General features: G+C 37.9%; 14 protein-coding genes. 8 read left to right on the plus strand and 6 right to left on the minus strand.

Annotated features, from left to right (window positions below):
* Window positions 1-96 precede the first annotated feature (96 nt).
* A complete protein-coding gene (locus tag ATS74_RS19060) occupies window positions 97-831 on the minus strand; it encodes a 5-oxoprolinase subunit PxpA (RefSeq protein WP_058550442.1) in 735 nt (244 codons plus the stop codon).
* A gap of 1 nt (window position 832) precedes the next feature.
* Entirely contained in the window at window positions 833-2,644 is a 1,812-nt protein-coding gene (locus tag ATS74_RS19065) for a glycoside hydrolase family 3 protein (RefSeq protein ID WP_058550443.1), read from the minus strand.
* Window positions 2,645-2,975: 331 nt separating this feature from the next.
* Between ATS74_RS19065 and ATS74_RS19070 the strand changes: the two genes are divergently transcribed.
* From ATS74_RS19070 to ATS74_RS19080, 3 genes are all read left to right on the plus strand, one after another.
* Window positions 2,976-4,463, plus strand: a complete 1,488-nt coding sequence (locus ATS74_RS19070) for a sensor domain-containing diguanylate cyclase (RefSeq protein WP_442960111.1) — start codon at window positions 2,976-2,978, stop codon at window positions 4,461-4,463.
* Between the two features lie 292 nt (window positions 4,464-4,755).
* Window positions 4,756-4,965 (plus strand): cold-shock protein, encoded by a 210-nt coding sequence (locus ATS74_RS19075; RefSeq protein ID WP_002959120.1) that lies wholly within the window; start codon window positions 4,756-4,758, stop codon window positions 4,963-4,965.
* Window positions 4,966-5,156: 191 nt separating this feature from the next.
* Window positions 5,157-5,831 (plus strand): substrate-binding periplasmic protein, encoded by a 675-nt coding sequence (locus tag ATS74_RS19080; RefSeq protein WP_104643741.1) that lies wholly within the window; start codon window positions 5,157-5,159, stop codon window positions 5,829-5,831.
* Between the two features lie 2 nt (window positions 5,832-5,833).
* Here the strand turns inward: ATS74_RS19080 and ATS74_RS19085 are convergent, their stop codons facing one another.
* From ATS74_RS19085 to udk, 3 genes are all read right to left on the minus strand, one after another.
* Entirely contained in the window at window positions 5,834-6,544 is a 711-nt protein-coding gene (locus ATS74_RS19085) for a substrate-binding periplasmic protein (RefSeq protein WP_058550445.1), read from the minus strand.
* A 420-nt stretch (window positions 6,545-6,964) separates the two neighbouring features.
* Window positions 6,965-8,191 (minus strand): NupC/NupG family nucleoside CNT transporter, encoded by a 1,227-nt coding sequence (locus ATS74_RS19090; protein WP_058550540.1) that lies wholly within the window; start codon window positions 8,189-8,191, stop codon window positions 6,965-6,967.
* Between the two features lie 17 nt (window positions 8,192-8,208).
* Window positions 8,209-8,841, minus strand: coding sequence for a uridine kinase (gene udk, locus ATS74_RS19095; protein WP_058550446.1), 633 nt, complete (start codon window positions 8,839-8,841; stop codon window positions 8,209-8,211).
* Window positions 8,842-9,033: 192 nt separating this feature from the next.
* On the opposite strand from udk, the gene ATS74_RS19100 reads away from it, so the two are divergent.
* From ATS74_RS19100 to ATS74_RS19125, 5 genes are all read left to right on the plus strand, one after another.
* A complete protein-coding gene (locus ATS74_RS19100) occupies window positions 9,034-10,266 on the plus strand; it encodes a phosphopentomutase (RefSeq protein WP_058550447.1) in 1,233 nt (410 codons plus the stop codon).
* Window positions 10,266-10,967 (plus strand): purine-nucleoside phosphorylase, encoded by a 702-nt coding sequence (gene deoD / locus ATS74_RS19105; RefSeq protein ID WP_055018945.1) that lies wholly within the window; start codon window positions 10,266-10,268, stop codon window positions 10,965-10,967. The genes ATS74_RS19100 and deoD overlap by 1 nt, the downstream gene beginning before the upstream one ends.
* A 506-nt stretch (window positions 10,968-11,473) precedes the next feature.
* Complete coding sequence (locus ATS74_RS19115; protein ID WP_058550449.1) at window positions 11,474-12,217, plus strand: ferredoxin--NADP reductase; 744 nt, start codon at window positions 11,474-11,476, stop codon at window positions 12,215-12,217.
* 252 nt (window positions 12,218-12,469) lie between these two features.
* Complete coding sequence (locus ATS74_RS19120) at window positions 12,470-13,219, plus strand: nuclear transport factor 2 family protein (protein WP_058550450.1); 750 nt, start codon at window positions 12,470-12,472, stop codon at window positions 13,217-13,219.
* Between the two features lie 9 nt (window positions 13,220-13,228).
* Entirely contained in the window at window positions 13,229-13,549 is a 321-nt protein-coding gene (locus ATS74_RS19125) for a hypothetical protein (protein ID WP_058550451.1), read from the plus strand.
* Between the two features lie 163 nt (window positions 13,550-13,712).
* Here ATS74_RS19125 and ATS74_RS19130 read toward each other — a convergent pair whose 3' ends face one another.
* Window positions 13,713-14,603: a tetratricopeptide repeat protein gene (locus ATS74_RS19130; RefSeq protein ID WP_058550452.1), complete on the minus strand. Its 891-nt coding sequence runs from the start codon at window positions 14,601-14,603 to the stop codon at window positions 13,713-13,715.
* Window positions 14,604-14,705: the final 102 nt, after the last annotated feature.

Consider the following 14,705-nt stretch of genomic DNA (forward strand, 5'->3'; position numbering starts at 1 on the left):
AGGGATTAAAAGGGAGATGCGGTGAAGCTCTTATAAAACTCTATGAGTTAAGCTGTAAAGGGGGTTTACAGCTTCAATTAAAGGTAATGTAAAGACTTAGTCAGCTGATTCGCACAGTGCTTTAATATCTTTAATAAGCGCTATACCGTCTGCATTGTCGCCATGTACACATAAGCTATGCGCGTTGAGCGTTAGTTTTTTATCCGAGCGAGTTGTTACGCTACCATCAAACAAAAGCTGAGTTACTTGCTCTAGTAATGCTGTTTTATTGTGAACGCTGCCTTCAAGCGTTCGTGATACTAAATGTCCGTCATCGGTGTATTGCCTATCTGCAAAGGCCTCTAGTATTAACTCAACGCCTAAACTTTTAGCTATTTTAGTGTGCTTATCGGCATTTTTAGTAGCTAAAATCATTAATTTTAACTTGCTAGGGTAGTTGGCAATAGCATTTATAACCGTTTGTAACATTTGCTCATCAGCCATCATGTCGTTATAAAGTGCGCCATGTGGTTTAACGTAGCTAAGCGTTAAACCTTGCACTTTTGCCATCCCTTCAAGAGCCGCTATTTGATAATGCAGGCAATTAGTAAGTTCTACTTCACTAAGGTTCATTGAGCGCCTCCCAAAACCCTGTAAATCAGGGTAGCTAGGGTGAGCACCAATTTGTACCTTATGCTGCTTAGCAAGTTTAAGAGTTTTAGCTATTACATCAGCGTCACCTGCATGAAAACCGCAGGCAATGTTAGCCATATTAATATGCGGCATTACATCGTCATCTAAGCCCATGTTCCATGAGCCAAAACTTTCGCCTAAATCGCAATTTAGTTTCATGTTAGTGCGCCTTTTGCGGTTTAATTGTGACAGGTAAAACGCCATTTGCTTGCTCTTTACCAAGTAATACTTTTGCTAACGCTGTAAAAGCGGGCCCAGAAACCCTCTCGTCCTCATCTATATCAATATTGTACGCGTATGATGCAAGTACTGCCTGAGCATATTCACCATACGTAGCAATATCGTAAGGCGCTCTTAAACTGATAAACACGGTGCTTTTATTACTTTGCTTAGCCATTTTTAATAATGATTCAAGCGCTTGAGGTTGCTGTGCAGTACTAAGAGCAAAATTAGGGTCATCTTTTAAATCGTCCATTCCGCCAATTTCTACTGCACTTTGATTAGGTGTAGCATTTGCGGCAATAACTACATCAGCAGATTTTATTTGCCTGCCAGCTTGTTCGGGATCAAATCCTTGTAAGCTAGAACAAGTATAGGTAAATACTTGCTCGCTGATAGTTTCAATTGCTTGCTGCATTGCCATACATTTGCGCGTGTCGGGCATAATAATATGCAAACGCTGTGCGTTTTTTAGTTTTAGTGGCAAGGTGTTATCAGTATTTTTTACTTGCGTAATTGCCTCTACGGCAAGATCTGCTTCTATTGCGCGGTGAGCTGTGCTGCCAATAATCTGCTTTGCATTAATAAGCGCGGGAATAGGATCAAAATTAGTGCTTAATCTAAATTTATTTTTAAGAGAGGTAATACGCTTCGCAGATTGTGCTATTTCGTGCTCATCGAGTTGTTTTGACTTTACAGCCGCTACAAGCTCTTTAATTAGCTCATCTAATTTGTTTAGATCATCGGGTGTTCTTATCTCTATAGGCATAAGTGCTATATCAACACCTGCCGCAAAGGTATTTATAACCGCTTGTGTAGGCGTAAAAAAGTGGCTAATACCCGCCATATCAAGCGCATCTGTAACCACGACTCCTTGATAGTTAAGTTCGTCTCGCAAAATATCTGTAATGATAGTTCGTGACATAGTGGCGGGTTTAATCATGGTTTTACCATCAACGCTTACAAAGGTGCTGCTATCGAGTTGCGGGTATTGAATATGTGCTGTCATTATCATGCCAGGGTTTTGCTTAGCAATAATATGTTTAAACGGCGCTAGATCTTGCTCGTAAATAACCTCTTTTGAATGGTTTACTTGAGGTAGCCCTGTATGGCTATCGACACTTGTATCACCATGCCCAGGAAAGTGCTTTAAAGAGGTAATAACACCATTACTTTCAAAACCAGCAACTTGAGCTGCACCTAGTTTGCCAACCAGTGTAGGATTTTCACCAAAGGAGCGAACATTTATTACAGGGTTGTCTGGATTCATATTTACATCAACAGTAGGCGCGTAGTTAACATTAACCCCTAATGATGCAAGCTCTTTTGCTATTACTGTTGCCGTTTTTGTTGCGTATTCAATACCGTGCTTTTTGTAGGTTGCGCCAATCGACATATTACCCGTAAAGGACGTCGCTACATCGCGAGGTAAACGTGCTACGCGTCCGCCCTCCTGATCTATTGATATAAATAGCGGCAATTTACTGCTTGATTTGCTTGCAGCAGTTTGTAGCTGTGTATTAAGCGTAATAGTTTGCTCGATTGATTGTGTATTTTCAGAAAATAAAATAACACCACCAATATTGTGTTTTGTTATTACGTTAGCAAGTTCGCTTGGCAAACTGGTCATTGGGGTACGGCATTGCTTGCTTGATCCTTGCTCACAGTAGTAGCGAAAGTCGAGTATTAACTTTTGGCCAAGTTGCTGTTCAAGAGAAAGTGCTGATTTAGCAAAAGAAGATTGTAATGGCATTAAGCACCCAGATAAAAAAACAAGAGACGATACAACATACTTATTTAGCAAAATATTCTCCAAAGCTAAATAAAATTAGATAAGTACACGCAGCTTATCTATTTTTACGCGCAACTGCAAAGCGCGTATTGTTAACGATTTTTAGTAAAGTATAGATAGTATAATTAATGGCTAAATATTCAGCTAAGAGTTATAATTGACGGCTTTTTTACACTTTAATGTGTTATTAATAACGAGTTGTGGAAGCGTTTTGATTAAAAAATTATTACCTGCTTTAAATTTAAGGTTTCTTATATTATTGCTCGCATTTTCTGCTGCAATGAGCACACTAGTGGGAAGTTTTTACTCTACTTATCAGGTTCAAAAAGAGCAGTTAACCACATATACATTAAATAGTAATTTAGCCTATGCTCAAAAATTGGCATCTGCAACAGATAACTTTTTAAAAGCAGCTCTACAGCAACTTGCTTACTCGGCAAAAGTTATTGAGCAGTCAGCGAGTGATTCAAAGCTATTAAGCAAAGAAGTAATTAGATTAAATCACCAAACAGACAGCTTTAATTCTGTTGTTATTAATGTACATGGTGTTATTGCTGCAACTTCACCGTTACTTGAAAAAATTATAGGAAAAGCAATTAACTCCCCAGGAGCTATAGAGGCTTTAAAAGAAAAGCGGCCTCTAATTAGTGAGCCCTATATGTCGGCTGCAGGCAATTTAATTGTATTTATATCGCACCCATTATTTGATAAAGAAGCTAATTACATAGGTTACGTTGGTGGCTCTTTATATTTAAAAGAAAAGAATATTTTAAATGAGCTTTTAGAGCAACACTACTATAAAGGTGGCTCATACCTATATGTTGTAAGTTCAAGTAAGCGAATACTTTATCATCCAGAGCCTACAAGAATTGGTAACGTAGTAAATAGCAATAGCGTAATTGATGACGTGGTTAGCGGTGGGCAAGGTAAATCACTGGTTGTTAATAGTGTTGGCAAGCCAATGATAGCAGGCTATGCACCTGTTGCGTTGTCTGGCTGGGGAATCGTAGCGCAGAGACCTTTAAAAACAACACTTTCTTCACTGGATATATTAACGATTGAAGTGGTTAAACGAACAATTCCTATGGCATTGATTACGTTTATATTTATCGGTTTATTTGCGCATTTCATTGCAAGGCCACTAAAACGTTTAGCCGACAATGCAGATACCCTTGACGATCCGCAAAGTTTAAAAAAATTAAAAGCAGTTAAATCTTGGTATTTTGAAAGCCATAGATTGAAACTAGCAATGTTAAAAGGGGTTAATATACTGCAAATGCAAATAGGGCAGCTTCGCCACGATGCGCAAACAGATCCTCTTACAGAAACACATAATCGAAGAAGCCTAAATGGCTTGCTAAATCAGCTTATATTTAAACAAACCCCCTTTGCTATTTTAGAAATTGATATCGATTTTTTTAAACGAGTTAACGACACCTTTGGCCATGATAAAGGTGATGAAGCACTTGTTTATTTAACAAACATCATTAAAAAATTATCAAGGAAAGACGATATTGTTGCACGTATTGGCGGCGAAGAATTTGTGCTTGTACTGCCTAACGAAGACAGCCAAAGCGCTTTTAAAATTGCAGAGCGCTTACGTACCACTGTTGAATCATCAAAAATAGATACTATTGGCTACATTACTATTTCGATAGGTATAGCAACTTGGCCAGATCATAGTAACGATATTGACCAAGTATATAAGTGTGCCGATAAAGCCCTTTATCATGCAAAAGAGCACGGTCGTAATCAAAGTGTGGTGGCTGATTTACTGTAGCTGTTACCACTTTTAATGTAATTACAGATACTTACTTGTTTTTATATATTAGTATTGAGATTAATATTATTAGCTACTTGTAGTTATTTAATTAGCTTTAAATGCTTGACAAAATATTCGAACTCTATATAGTGGGCCGCAGCTAGAAAGAAAGCATGTAATTTATAAATCTCCATTTCGTTGTTGTATAAGTAATACTTGTAGTACCGTCCTGAAGTTTTTAAGTACCATCTCATTTTTTGCTACACCCGCTCACATGAGCATATTTTTTATTTTATATCAGGATATTACAATGTCTAACATCGTATCAGGTACAGTTAAGTGGTTCAACGAGTCTAAAGGTTTTGGTTTCATCGAGCAAGAAAATGGCCCAGACGTTTTCGCACATTTCTCAGCAATCAAAAGCGAAGGTTTCAAAACTTTAGCTGAAGGCCAACGTGTAGAGTTCACTCTTTCACAAGGTCAAAAAGGTCCTCAAGCTGATAACATCACAGCTGTATAATTTTACTTTTTAAGTAAAATGAAAAAAAGCGCTTAAGGCGCTTTTTTTGTGTCTGAAATTTGACTCAACCCAACCTGCACCTATTATTAATGTAAGTTTATCAAGTAGGTATTGTTATTATTAAGTCCTTCCTTTCACTCTTTTTTATTTTTTTCAGCTATTATGCACAAGCTGAAGCTTTTGAGCTCACAATTTACACTGAGCATTTTTCGCCATACAACTTTGAAAATAAAGCGGGTCAGCTTGTTGGCATAAATCTCGATATTGTAAAAGATGTATGTATTGCTTCAGACATAAAGTGTGATTTTCAAATGCTGCCGTGGAAAAGAGCCTATAGCTTAGTTCAAAAAAAAGAGCATTCTGGCATTATCTCTATTGCTAAAACGGCTGAGAGAGCTCCTATATTTAACTGGGTTGGGCCTTTGGCATCTAGTCAAACATTTTTTTATAAGCTTAAAAAGAATACCAATCTTAAAATGAATAACCTAAATGATGCAAAGCAGTTTTCACTTGCTATTGTAAGAGGGGATATTTACGAATCTATAGTAAAAAAAGTAGGGTTTGAATCAGGTAAAAACCTTTTAGCTATAGGCGATGAAATGCAGTACATGCACTTATTTTTAAATAGTAAGATAGATTTGATTTTAGGATCTGAGTACACCATTGGCTACCAGCTATCTCCATTTGGGTATAGTGAAGACGATATAGTTAAATTGCAGGAACTACCAATACCTGAAATAGCAGGTAACTACATTGCTTTTAATAAATCTGTACCCAAATACATTGTAGAACGATTTAACAAAGAATATGTAAAGCTTAAAATAAAAGATAATTTTGCGGCCTATAAAAGCCGCTATAAGCTCTAAATTTAGTGATTTTCAGCTAATCCTTTACGCTGTTTTATTTGTAAAAAAGACTTTTGAAGGGCGTTAACTAAGTTTATATCTGTCTTTTTATTAGCGGCTAAATACGCATCCACAGTGAGTTCATCAACTTTGTATACAAATTTTAAATACTCTGGATCAAGCTTTAAGTAATCACTCATTTGCCTCATAAATAAAGGATCATCGACAATTAAATCTACTTTTTTTGCCAGCAATAGGTTGTATGATTTTTGAATGTCACTTGTAAGTACAACATTAAAACCTAACTCCATAAGCGTTTGTGTAGAAAAGTCGTTCCTTTGCATAGCAATTTTATAACTTTTAGCTTGCTGTGTATTTTTAATATGAATGTCATCTCGCTCTGAAAGGGCTATAAAACCAAGCTTAAAGTGCCCAATAGGGGCAATCCAATAAAATTTATCCTCTCGTTCAGGTGTGCGGGCAAGGCTGTAAATAAAAGTATTCTTTAACTCCCGAGCTACTTTGTAAGCCCTTGCCCAAGGATACATATGAATATCAGGGGTTAGTTGAGCATTTTTAAATATATCCCTAATCAGGTCTGTAGAGTGGCCCATCACCTCTCCATCCATTAATACTTGGTTTGGTGGAGCAAGCTCTGTTACTACTAAGTAAGTGTCTTTAGCATTAGCAAAAAAAGAGGATGCTAAACATAAAAAATAAAGAGTATATTTCACAGTTGCGAGTCATTAGTCGTTTATTAATCGAATAATAAGTGTGGCTTAAAATGTTAAAAACACCAAAATTAAATAACCATTAGCTGGCTTAAATAAAAAAATAAATGAGATTAAATAGTAATTTAAAGCGCCCTAGTCAAATAATATGGTATTGATATTGGTGTCTCATTTAATGAAGGGTCACTAAATAAGTACTAAAGAGTAAATCTGATAAGAGAAAGGGTTGTTTGTAAAGGGGGGCTGTTAAGCATAGAGGGCGAGATTTAGCTTTATCAACGATCAGATCAATTTTTTAAAGTCCTAAAACGATAAAAGGGCCTTGCGGCCCTTGGTGAAGTATCGTTCAAGTCAGATAGTGCTTTAACCCCTTAAAGGACTATCTTCTTGTTTTGCAACACCTGAGTTCATCTCAATAAGTTTCTAAGCTAGCGAGAGGAAAAACCCAGCAATTGCTGCGCTCATAAGGTTAGCCATAGATCCTGCTAACACTGCTCTGAGCCCTAAGCGTGCGATATCCTTCCGCCTGCTAGGCGCCATACCGCCTAACCCACCTAGTAAAATGGCTATCGATGATAAGTTAGCAAATCCACACAATGCAAAAGTAACAATTGCCTGTGTGTGTGCGCTTAACGTATCGCGATAATTTATAAAGTCTAAGTAAGCAACAAACTCGTTTACTACTATCTTTTGACCAATAAAGCTGCCGGCTATAATTGCTTCATCCCACGGTACACCGAGTAGCCATGCAACAGGAGCAAATAAATAACCTAATATTTCTTGTAGCGTCAATGTTGGGTAATCAAACCACCCGCCAATACCGCCTAATAAACCGTTTAATAGAGCAATTAACGCTACGAAGGCAAGTAGCATTGCACCAACGTTAAGTGCTAAATGCATGCCGTTAGCGGCGCCTGATGCAGCTGCATCAATGACATTAACGGGTTTATCGTCATCATTTAAATCTAAATCTGCTAAGTTATCTTTAGGAGTTTCTGTTTCTGGCACAATCATTTTTGCCATTAAAAAACCACCTGGTGCGGCCATAAAGCTTGCCGCAATAAGATACTTAAGGTCTACACCAATAATTACATAACCGGCCATTACTGAGCCTGCTACAGTGGCTAAGCCACCCACCATTACTGCAAACAATTCAGACTTAGTCATTGTTGCTATAAATGGCTTAACTATTAGCGGTGCTTCAGTTTGGCCTACAAAAATATTGGCCGTTGCTGAAAGCGATTCTGTACGCGAGGTTTTCAATAATTTTTGTAAACCACCGCCTAAAATTCTAATTATCCAATCCATAATGCCAAGGTGATATAAAACAGCAACAAGCGCTGAGAAAAACACAATAACCGGCAATACTTGAATTGCGAATATAAAACCCAGTGTATCTTGTGACGCCAGCGGGCCAAATAAAAACCCAATACCGTCGTTTGCATAGCCAATTACCGATGAAACGGCTGCCGACATGCTAGTTAATACATTTTTTCCTGCTTCAAAAAACAGAACAAAACCGCCGATAACAACTTGCATGGCAAACGCTATACCAACGGTTCTTAAACTAATTGCTTTACGGTTTGTTGAAGCCGCAAAAGCAATACTTAGCAGCACAACCATGCCAACTAAGCTCATAAATGTTGTCATACCCATGTTTCCCGTTATTATTCTTGTAGTAAATATTTGATTTTACTTTTAATAATATCAATCGCAACACGGTTCATACCGCCTCGAGTCACAACTAAATCAGCATTATGCTTAGAAGGCTCAATAAATTGATAAAACATCGGTCTAACAGTTGCTTGATATTGCTCAACAACAGATTGTAATGTTCTGCCTCTTTGCTCCATATCTCGTTGCATACGGCGCATTAAGCAAATATCTAAAGGTGTATCTATAAACACCTTAATATCAAATTCTTTATTAAGCGCTTTATCGCTCAGTAATAAAATACCTTCTACTATTAAGATTTTTGCAGCAGGTACACGTCGCGTTTTATCGCTACGGGTATGTTGTGCATAATCATAAGTTGGTACTTCTACAGAGTTTCCACTACGAAGTTGTGTTAAATGCTCAAGCATTAGTTCATGTTCAAATGCATCAGGATGATCATAGTTGGTTTGAGTACGATGAGCCATAGGCAAATGCGACTGATCCTTGTAATAAGCATCTTCTTCGATAATGGCGATAGCACCAGGTTCAAGCTCGTTAACCAGTTCGTTGTATATAGTTTGGCTAAATAGAGATTTGCCCGACGCTGATGCGCCAGCAATGGCTATAATAGTAGTTCGTGTCACTAAAGTTCTCACCCACACAGAAAGATATATTGTTGGTAGATCACAATAGCAAAAAAGACACGATTAATCTCTTTTGCTTCGCTTAAGAACGCAAATTTATAATGTTTAGGTTTTATGAAACAGGACTTTTGTCCTGTACGAAAAATTCGATCAGCAGATAAAGTAACCACCTAGAAGCAAAGTGAGGTCAAAATGGCAAGAGCAATTATCTTAATGGCGGATAGCCTAGGAATCGGTGCAGCACCAGATGCAGACAAATTTGGTGATCTTGGCGCCAATACATTCGCTCACTTACTTAAAGCATATTATGACGAAACGGGCAGTGCACTATCGCTACCTAATTTATCTAAATTAGGTTTAGTAGATGCATGTGAAGCTGCCGGTGGGGAAACGTGTTTAGTGTCAGACCGTCAAACACCACAAGGTGCTTGGGGTTGTGCTAAAGAACTTTCGAGCGGTAAAGATACACCATCGGGTCACTGGGAAATGGCGGGTGTACCTGTGTTATTTGATTGGGGTTACTTTCCTAAAACACAGCCGAGCTTCCCACAAGAATTTATAGACGAGTTTATTGCTCGAACAGGTATTCCTGGCATTTTAGGCAATTGCCATGCATCAGGAACCACCATATTAGAGCAGCTAGGTGAAGAGCACGTAAAAACAGGTAAACCAATCTGTTACACCTCAGCTGATAGCGTGTTTCAAATAGCCGCGCATGAAGAGTCATTCGGCCTAGAGAAGCTTTATCAAGTTTGCGAAATCGCACGGGCGCTACTTGATGAAATGAATATAGGACGAGTGATTGCGCGGCCATTTTTGGGTTCAAATAGTCAAGACTTTGCCCGTACAGGTAATCGTCGTGACTATTCAGTACTTCCGCCAGCACCTACCTTGTTAGATGTATTAGCAAAAGACGGTGGCGAAGTAATTAGTATTGGTAAAATTTCAGATATTTACGCGCATCAGGGCATAACCCAAAAGCATAAAGCTCCAGGGCTTATGAACTTACTTGAAAAAACCAGTGAAGTTATTTCAAGCGCGCCAGATCGCAGCCTAATATTTACTAACCTTGTAGATTTTGACGAAAAATTTGGTCATCGCCGTAATCCAGTAGGTTACGCAAAAGCATTAAAAGAATTTGATGACTATTTACCAACTATACTTAAACAGTTAAATGCAGATGATGTATTAATGATCACTGCCGATCACGGATGTGACCCAACCTTTCCAGGTTCAGAGCACACTCGTGAATACGTACCTGTAATAGCTTACAAGCCAGGTATGAATAACACACCATTAGGTGAACGCAACAGCTTTGCAGATATAGGCCAAACCCTAGCACAGTGGTTTAACCTTTCTGAGCTTGAATACGGTGACAGCTTTTTAGATAAGCTAACTACACCAAATAAAAAGGAAAACAATTAATGAGTACTCCGCATATCAGTGCAAACGTTGGTGACTTCGCCGAAACAGTATTAATGCCTGGCGATCCGCTACGTGCGCAATATATTGCTGAAAACTTTTTAGATGATGCAGTACAAGTTACAGGTGTTCGTAACATGTACGGTTTTACTGGCACTTATAAAGGTAAACCAGTAAGCATTATGGGTTCTGGCATGGGCATTCCATCAATGTCTATTTATGCACGCGAACTAATTGTAAGCTTTGGCGTTAAAAACATTATACGTATTGGTACATGTGGCGGTATTGGTACCGACATTAAAATCCGCGACGTAATCTTTGCACAAGGTGCAAGTACAGATTCAAACGTAAACCGTGCACGTGTACGTGGTTACGATTTTTCTGCTATTGCAAACTTTGATCTACTTTTAAACGGCGTAAACGCTGCGAAAGAGTTAGGTATTAAAGCAAAAGTAGGTAACGTATTTACTACCGACACTTTCTATCAAGCAGACGACACCTTTTATAAAGATTTAGATAAGTTAGGTGTACTTGCAGTAGATATGGAAACAGCGGGTTTATACGGCGTTGCAGCTGAATACGGCGCAAACGCAATGGCGCTATTTACCGTAAGTGACCACGTAATCACTGGCGAAGCAACACCAGCCGATGAACGTCAAAGCACGTTTAACGAAATGGTTAAAATTGCATTAGAGTCTATCTAATTAACCAAATAACCTGAACTTTGGTTAAGAGATTTATTATCCAGAGTTTAGGTTAAATATAACAGTTCCTTGGTAACGTATTCACTAAGTTTTGGAGACACGCCCAAAGTGAAGTGAGACTAAACCTCCAAAGCCGCATTTTATGCGGCTTTTTTTATGCCTTAAAAAATTATATAAGTGACTTATACCAATCCGCAATAATACTTAATTATTTTCAGGGGCTAAATGTGTCGCTATCTGCGTTAAAAGATTCTCATTTAGAACAACTAAATAGCGATTTTTTTGCCTTGCTATCAACACGTTTATCTATCCTCAAAATAGATCACTTAATTATGCGGATTGGTATTACAATAAAGCTTTTTATGTGCACAACTTGTAAGCACTATTTTAATTTACTCGCTATCAAATAATGCCTCATCATCGTTCTATATTGTGCTGTAAGTCTTTGTGACTTAATGCTAATGTTTATATTGAAGTCGGTTATTTAAATATTCTGCGGGGGACGTATGTCTAATTGGGTAGAAGCAACAGTAAAAAACGTTACATGGTGGAGTGAAACACTTTTTAGCTTAACGTTTAATGCAGACGTAGAGCCATTTAAGGCAGGGCAGTTTACTAAGCTTTCAATAATGGATGGCGATAAGCGAATTGCTCGTGCTTACTCATATGTAAATGCTCCCGAAAACCCTGATTTAGAATTTTATTTAATTAACGTTATAGATGGATTACTTTCACCTTACTTAGCTAAATTACAACCCGGCGAAACTGTACTTATAGAGCAGCGTGCTACAGGCTTTTTTACACTTGACGAAATCCCGCAAAGCGATCAGCTTTGGATGCTTGGTACGGGCACTGCAATAGGGCCATTTTTATCAATATTGCAGCAACCCGATGTATGGCAAAAATACAAAAGCATTAATATAGTCCATGGCGTAAGGTTTAATAACGATTTAAGCTATCAGGCTCTTATTAACGAACTTTTAAGAGTGCACCCTGAACAACTTAATTATATTCCGGTAGTAAGCCGAGAAGAGCCTTTACAAGGCTTGAGTGGCCGTATTACTAGTGCAATTGAAAACAACAGTTTGTTTGAGCACGCTAACTTAGAGCCGACTCCAAATAACGCACAGTTTATGATTTGTGGAAATCCGCAAATGGTAAAAGACACCACAAATTTACTACTTGATAAAAACTTTACCCGTAACCGCCGCAAAAACCCCGGCAACATCACCGTAGAGCAGTATTGGTAAGCTACATTAGTGGTATTAACTACCCGATAACGTTAAAATTTGCTATGTTGCAACCTTATACCAATTTTATCAAAAATATGAGCATTCTATCGCATTAAATAACTCACTAACTGCGTTAAAAATTATTCATATAGAACAGCTATATGTCACAATTTTTCGCCTTGTTATTGTGCTATTTTCTTGACGCTATAATAGAACACTTATTTAATGCAATTGGTATTACACGTGTTTAGTGTTCATTTTAGGAAAGTTATGAAACCGTTATCTATTATTTTGGCCTCTTTAATTACTACCGTTGCGCTTATTACTTATGCAGCAGATCAAACCGAGCCTGAGCAAAAAGAAGCACAGTCGAGCGAGCAAGTACCGGTGAGTGCACAAAAGCAAAGCACCGAAGAGGAAAAAGCCGCTACACAAGCAACAACTGACGATAAAGTAAATACGCTTGAGTACAAAGCGCCAGAGATTAAAAAGCCAGTTATTGATAACACCAAACCAGATGATTCAAAAGTATTAGGTAACGAGCAAAGTAAACCAGCTGAACAACCTAAAAACAAAGTAGAAAAAGCGGTAGCCGTAGCAGAAGCTGAAAAAGCAGTAACTCAAGCTAAAGAAGCCCTAACTATTAAACAGCAAACTAAAGCTAAGCAGTCACGTGAATCTCTAGCTGTAGTTGAACAATTAGTAAAAGCGTATAACGCACGAAATATTGAAGAATTTTTGCGTGTATATGACGAAGATGTAGAGTTTTATATTTTCCCTAATGAGCTACTATTTAAAGGAAAAGAAAAACTAATAGCACGCTACGGGCTAATGTTTAAAAAGTTAAAGTGTATTCATTCATCGCCAATTAAACGCATTGTGCATGGCGATATTGTAATAGATCACGAGCTATCAGAAACCTGCTCAACCGACGAAAACGTGGTTGATAAACGCTCAGAGCTTATTTCGAGCTACCAAATAAAAGATGGAAAAATAGTACGTGTACTGTTTTTTAGATAAAGGGTAAGTATGCAAATAAATGACGACAAAAAAATTCGCTTAATGTATCGCATTGAGCCGGGTTGTTTAGGGCCTCAGGGTGCTGAGCATATTGAAGATTTTTGTCGTTATGCCAACAAACATATTAAGTCGCCATTTTATGCTCAGTTTGTATTTTTACCACGCTACGATAAAAAAATTGATGAGCGTCAATACAGCGTAAATAGCCGCAATTTATCACTTGTGCAGGCACGTGCCTATTTAAAGCACTTTGATATAGATATAGAAGAATTTGAAGAGCAGCTCGACGAACTCCTTACTAAAGCCATTGATTTATACTTTAAGCGATAATCTTAAATCGCTTAAAGCTATTACAGTTTGTTTTATTGAGCTTTTACTTGCAGCTATAATCTCGTAAAACCCTTACCCAGAAATACCATTCTATTTAAAGCTTTAAAAACAAAAAAAGGGCCTAAGCCCTTTTTAAATATCAGCACGTCCTAGCTAATAACAATTACACTTGCTCACCCGCTACAATAGTATTAAAGCTATCGTTATCGTGCAGACTTGCAAATGCACTCTCATGCAATAACTCGTTACGTAAATTAGGTGAATACTCTAAAGCCATTTTAATATCGGCTAACGCATCGGCATGTTTGTGCGTAAGTGCATAAGCACAGGCTCGTTGCCAATATGCATAACCATAGTCACTATCTATATCAATGGCTTGGTTACAAAGCTCAATAGCCTGCGCTGTTTCGTTTATTTCAAGCAGGGCATCGGCTTTATAAGCAATGGCTTCAACATCTTCAGGTTTGCGATTAAGTATTTCGTCAAAAATTTCAATTTTGTTCGCAAAGTCGCTTTCTAAATTGGCACGCATCCATAATGAATGAACTTCGTTAGTTACCGATATACGCTCTTGGTTACTGAGTATTTCTTCTGAGCGAACGCGTAGTTTTTCTTCAAGAATTTTTAAGCGATCTTCGTACTCGTCTGTAATAACACTTACACGCGTATTTACTATATCTTCTACTTTATTTTTAACATCGCGCAAAGAGTTCCAGCCTACTAATACTAAAATAGAAGCGGTAGCAGTAATTATAAAAAATACATTATTAATGGTGTCGGTGGTGTACGTTAAAGCGCGGTCGGCGGTATCTAATTGGGCATGTGTTACTTGTTTAGTTACATCTTCTCGAAGCTTTTGCTGATCTTGTCGAACAGCTTTTAATTCGTCAAGAATGTAACGCTCCATTAGTGGTTTGTACATAGACTCTTTAAGTTGATCAAGGGCTTGTTGTTCTTCTTGTGCTGTAGGTGCCTGAGGCCTTTGCTCTGCAGTATAAGCCGAGGAAGTAAAGAGTGTAAAACACACACAAACAAAATAGAGGTAATAACGCATTGGTACGCCTAGTTAAATTAATTAAATCTTACAAATACTTTAACACGCGCGCACAATGTTACCCAATTAAAACGGGCAAAAAAAAAGCCAGCTCAAGGAGAG

The organism is Pseudoalteromonas sp. H103 (assembly GCF_001469205.1).
Lineage (GTDB): Bacteria > Pseudomonadota > Gammaproteobacteria > Enterobacterales > Alteromonadaceae > Pseudoalteromonas > Pseudoalteromonas carrageenovora.

Excerpts from the sequence above, each read along its gene's own strand:
- ATS74_RS19125 (WP_058550451.1), top strand. The coding sequence starts at position 13,229 with ATGCAAATAAATGACGACAAAAAAATTCGCTTAATGTATCGCATTGAG.
- ATS74_RS19130 (WP_058550452.1), bottom strand. The coding sequence starts at position 14,603 with ATGCGTTATTACCTCTATTTTGTTTGTGTGTGTTTTACACTCTTTACT.
- ATS74_RS19115 (WP_058550449.1), top strand. The coding sequence starts at position 11,474 with ATGTCTAATTGGGTAGAAGCAACAGTAAAAAACGTTACATGGTGGAGT.
- ATS74_RS19065 (WP_058550443.1), bottom strand. The coding sequence starts at position 2,644 with ATGCCATTACAATCTTCTTTTGCTAAATCAGCACTTTCTCTTGAACAG.
- ATS74_RS19075 (WP_002959120.1), top strand. The coding sequence starts at position 4,756 with ATGTCTAACATCGTATCAGGTACAGTTAAGTGGTTCAACGAGTCTAAA.
- ATS74_RS19060 (WP_058550442.1), bottom strand. The coding sequence starts at position 831 with ATGAAACTAAATTGCGATTTAGGCGAAAGTTTTGGCTCATGGAACATG.
- ATS74_RS19100 (WP_058550447.1), top strand. The coding sequence starts at position 9,034 with ATGGCAAGAGCAATTATCTTAATGGCGGATAGCCTAGGAATCGGTGCA.
- deoD (WP_055018945.1), top strand. The coding sequence starts at position 10,266 with ATGAGTACTCCGCATATCAGTGCAAACGTTGGTGACTTCGCCGAAACA.
- ATS74_RS19120 (WP_058550450.1), top strand. The coding sequence starts at position 12,470 with ATGAAACCGTTATCTATTATTTTGGCCTCTTTAATTACTACCGTTGCG.
- ATS74_RS19090 (WP_058550540.1), bottom strand. The coding sequence starts at position 8,191 with ATGACAACATTTATGAGCTTAGTTGGCATGGTTGTGCTGCTAAGTATT.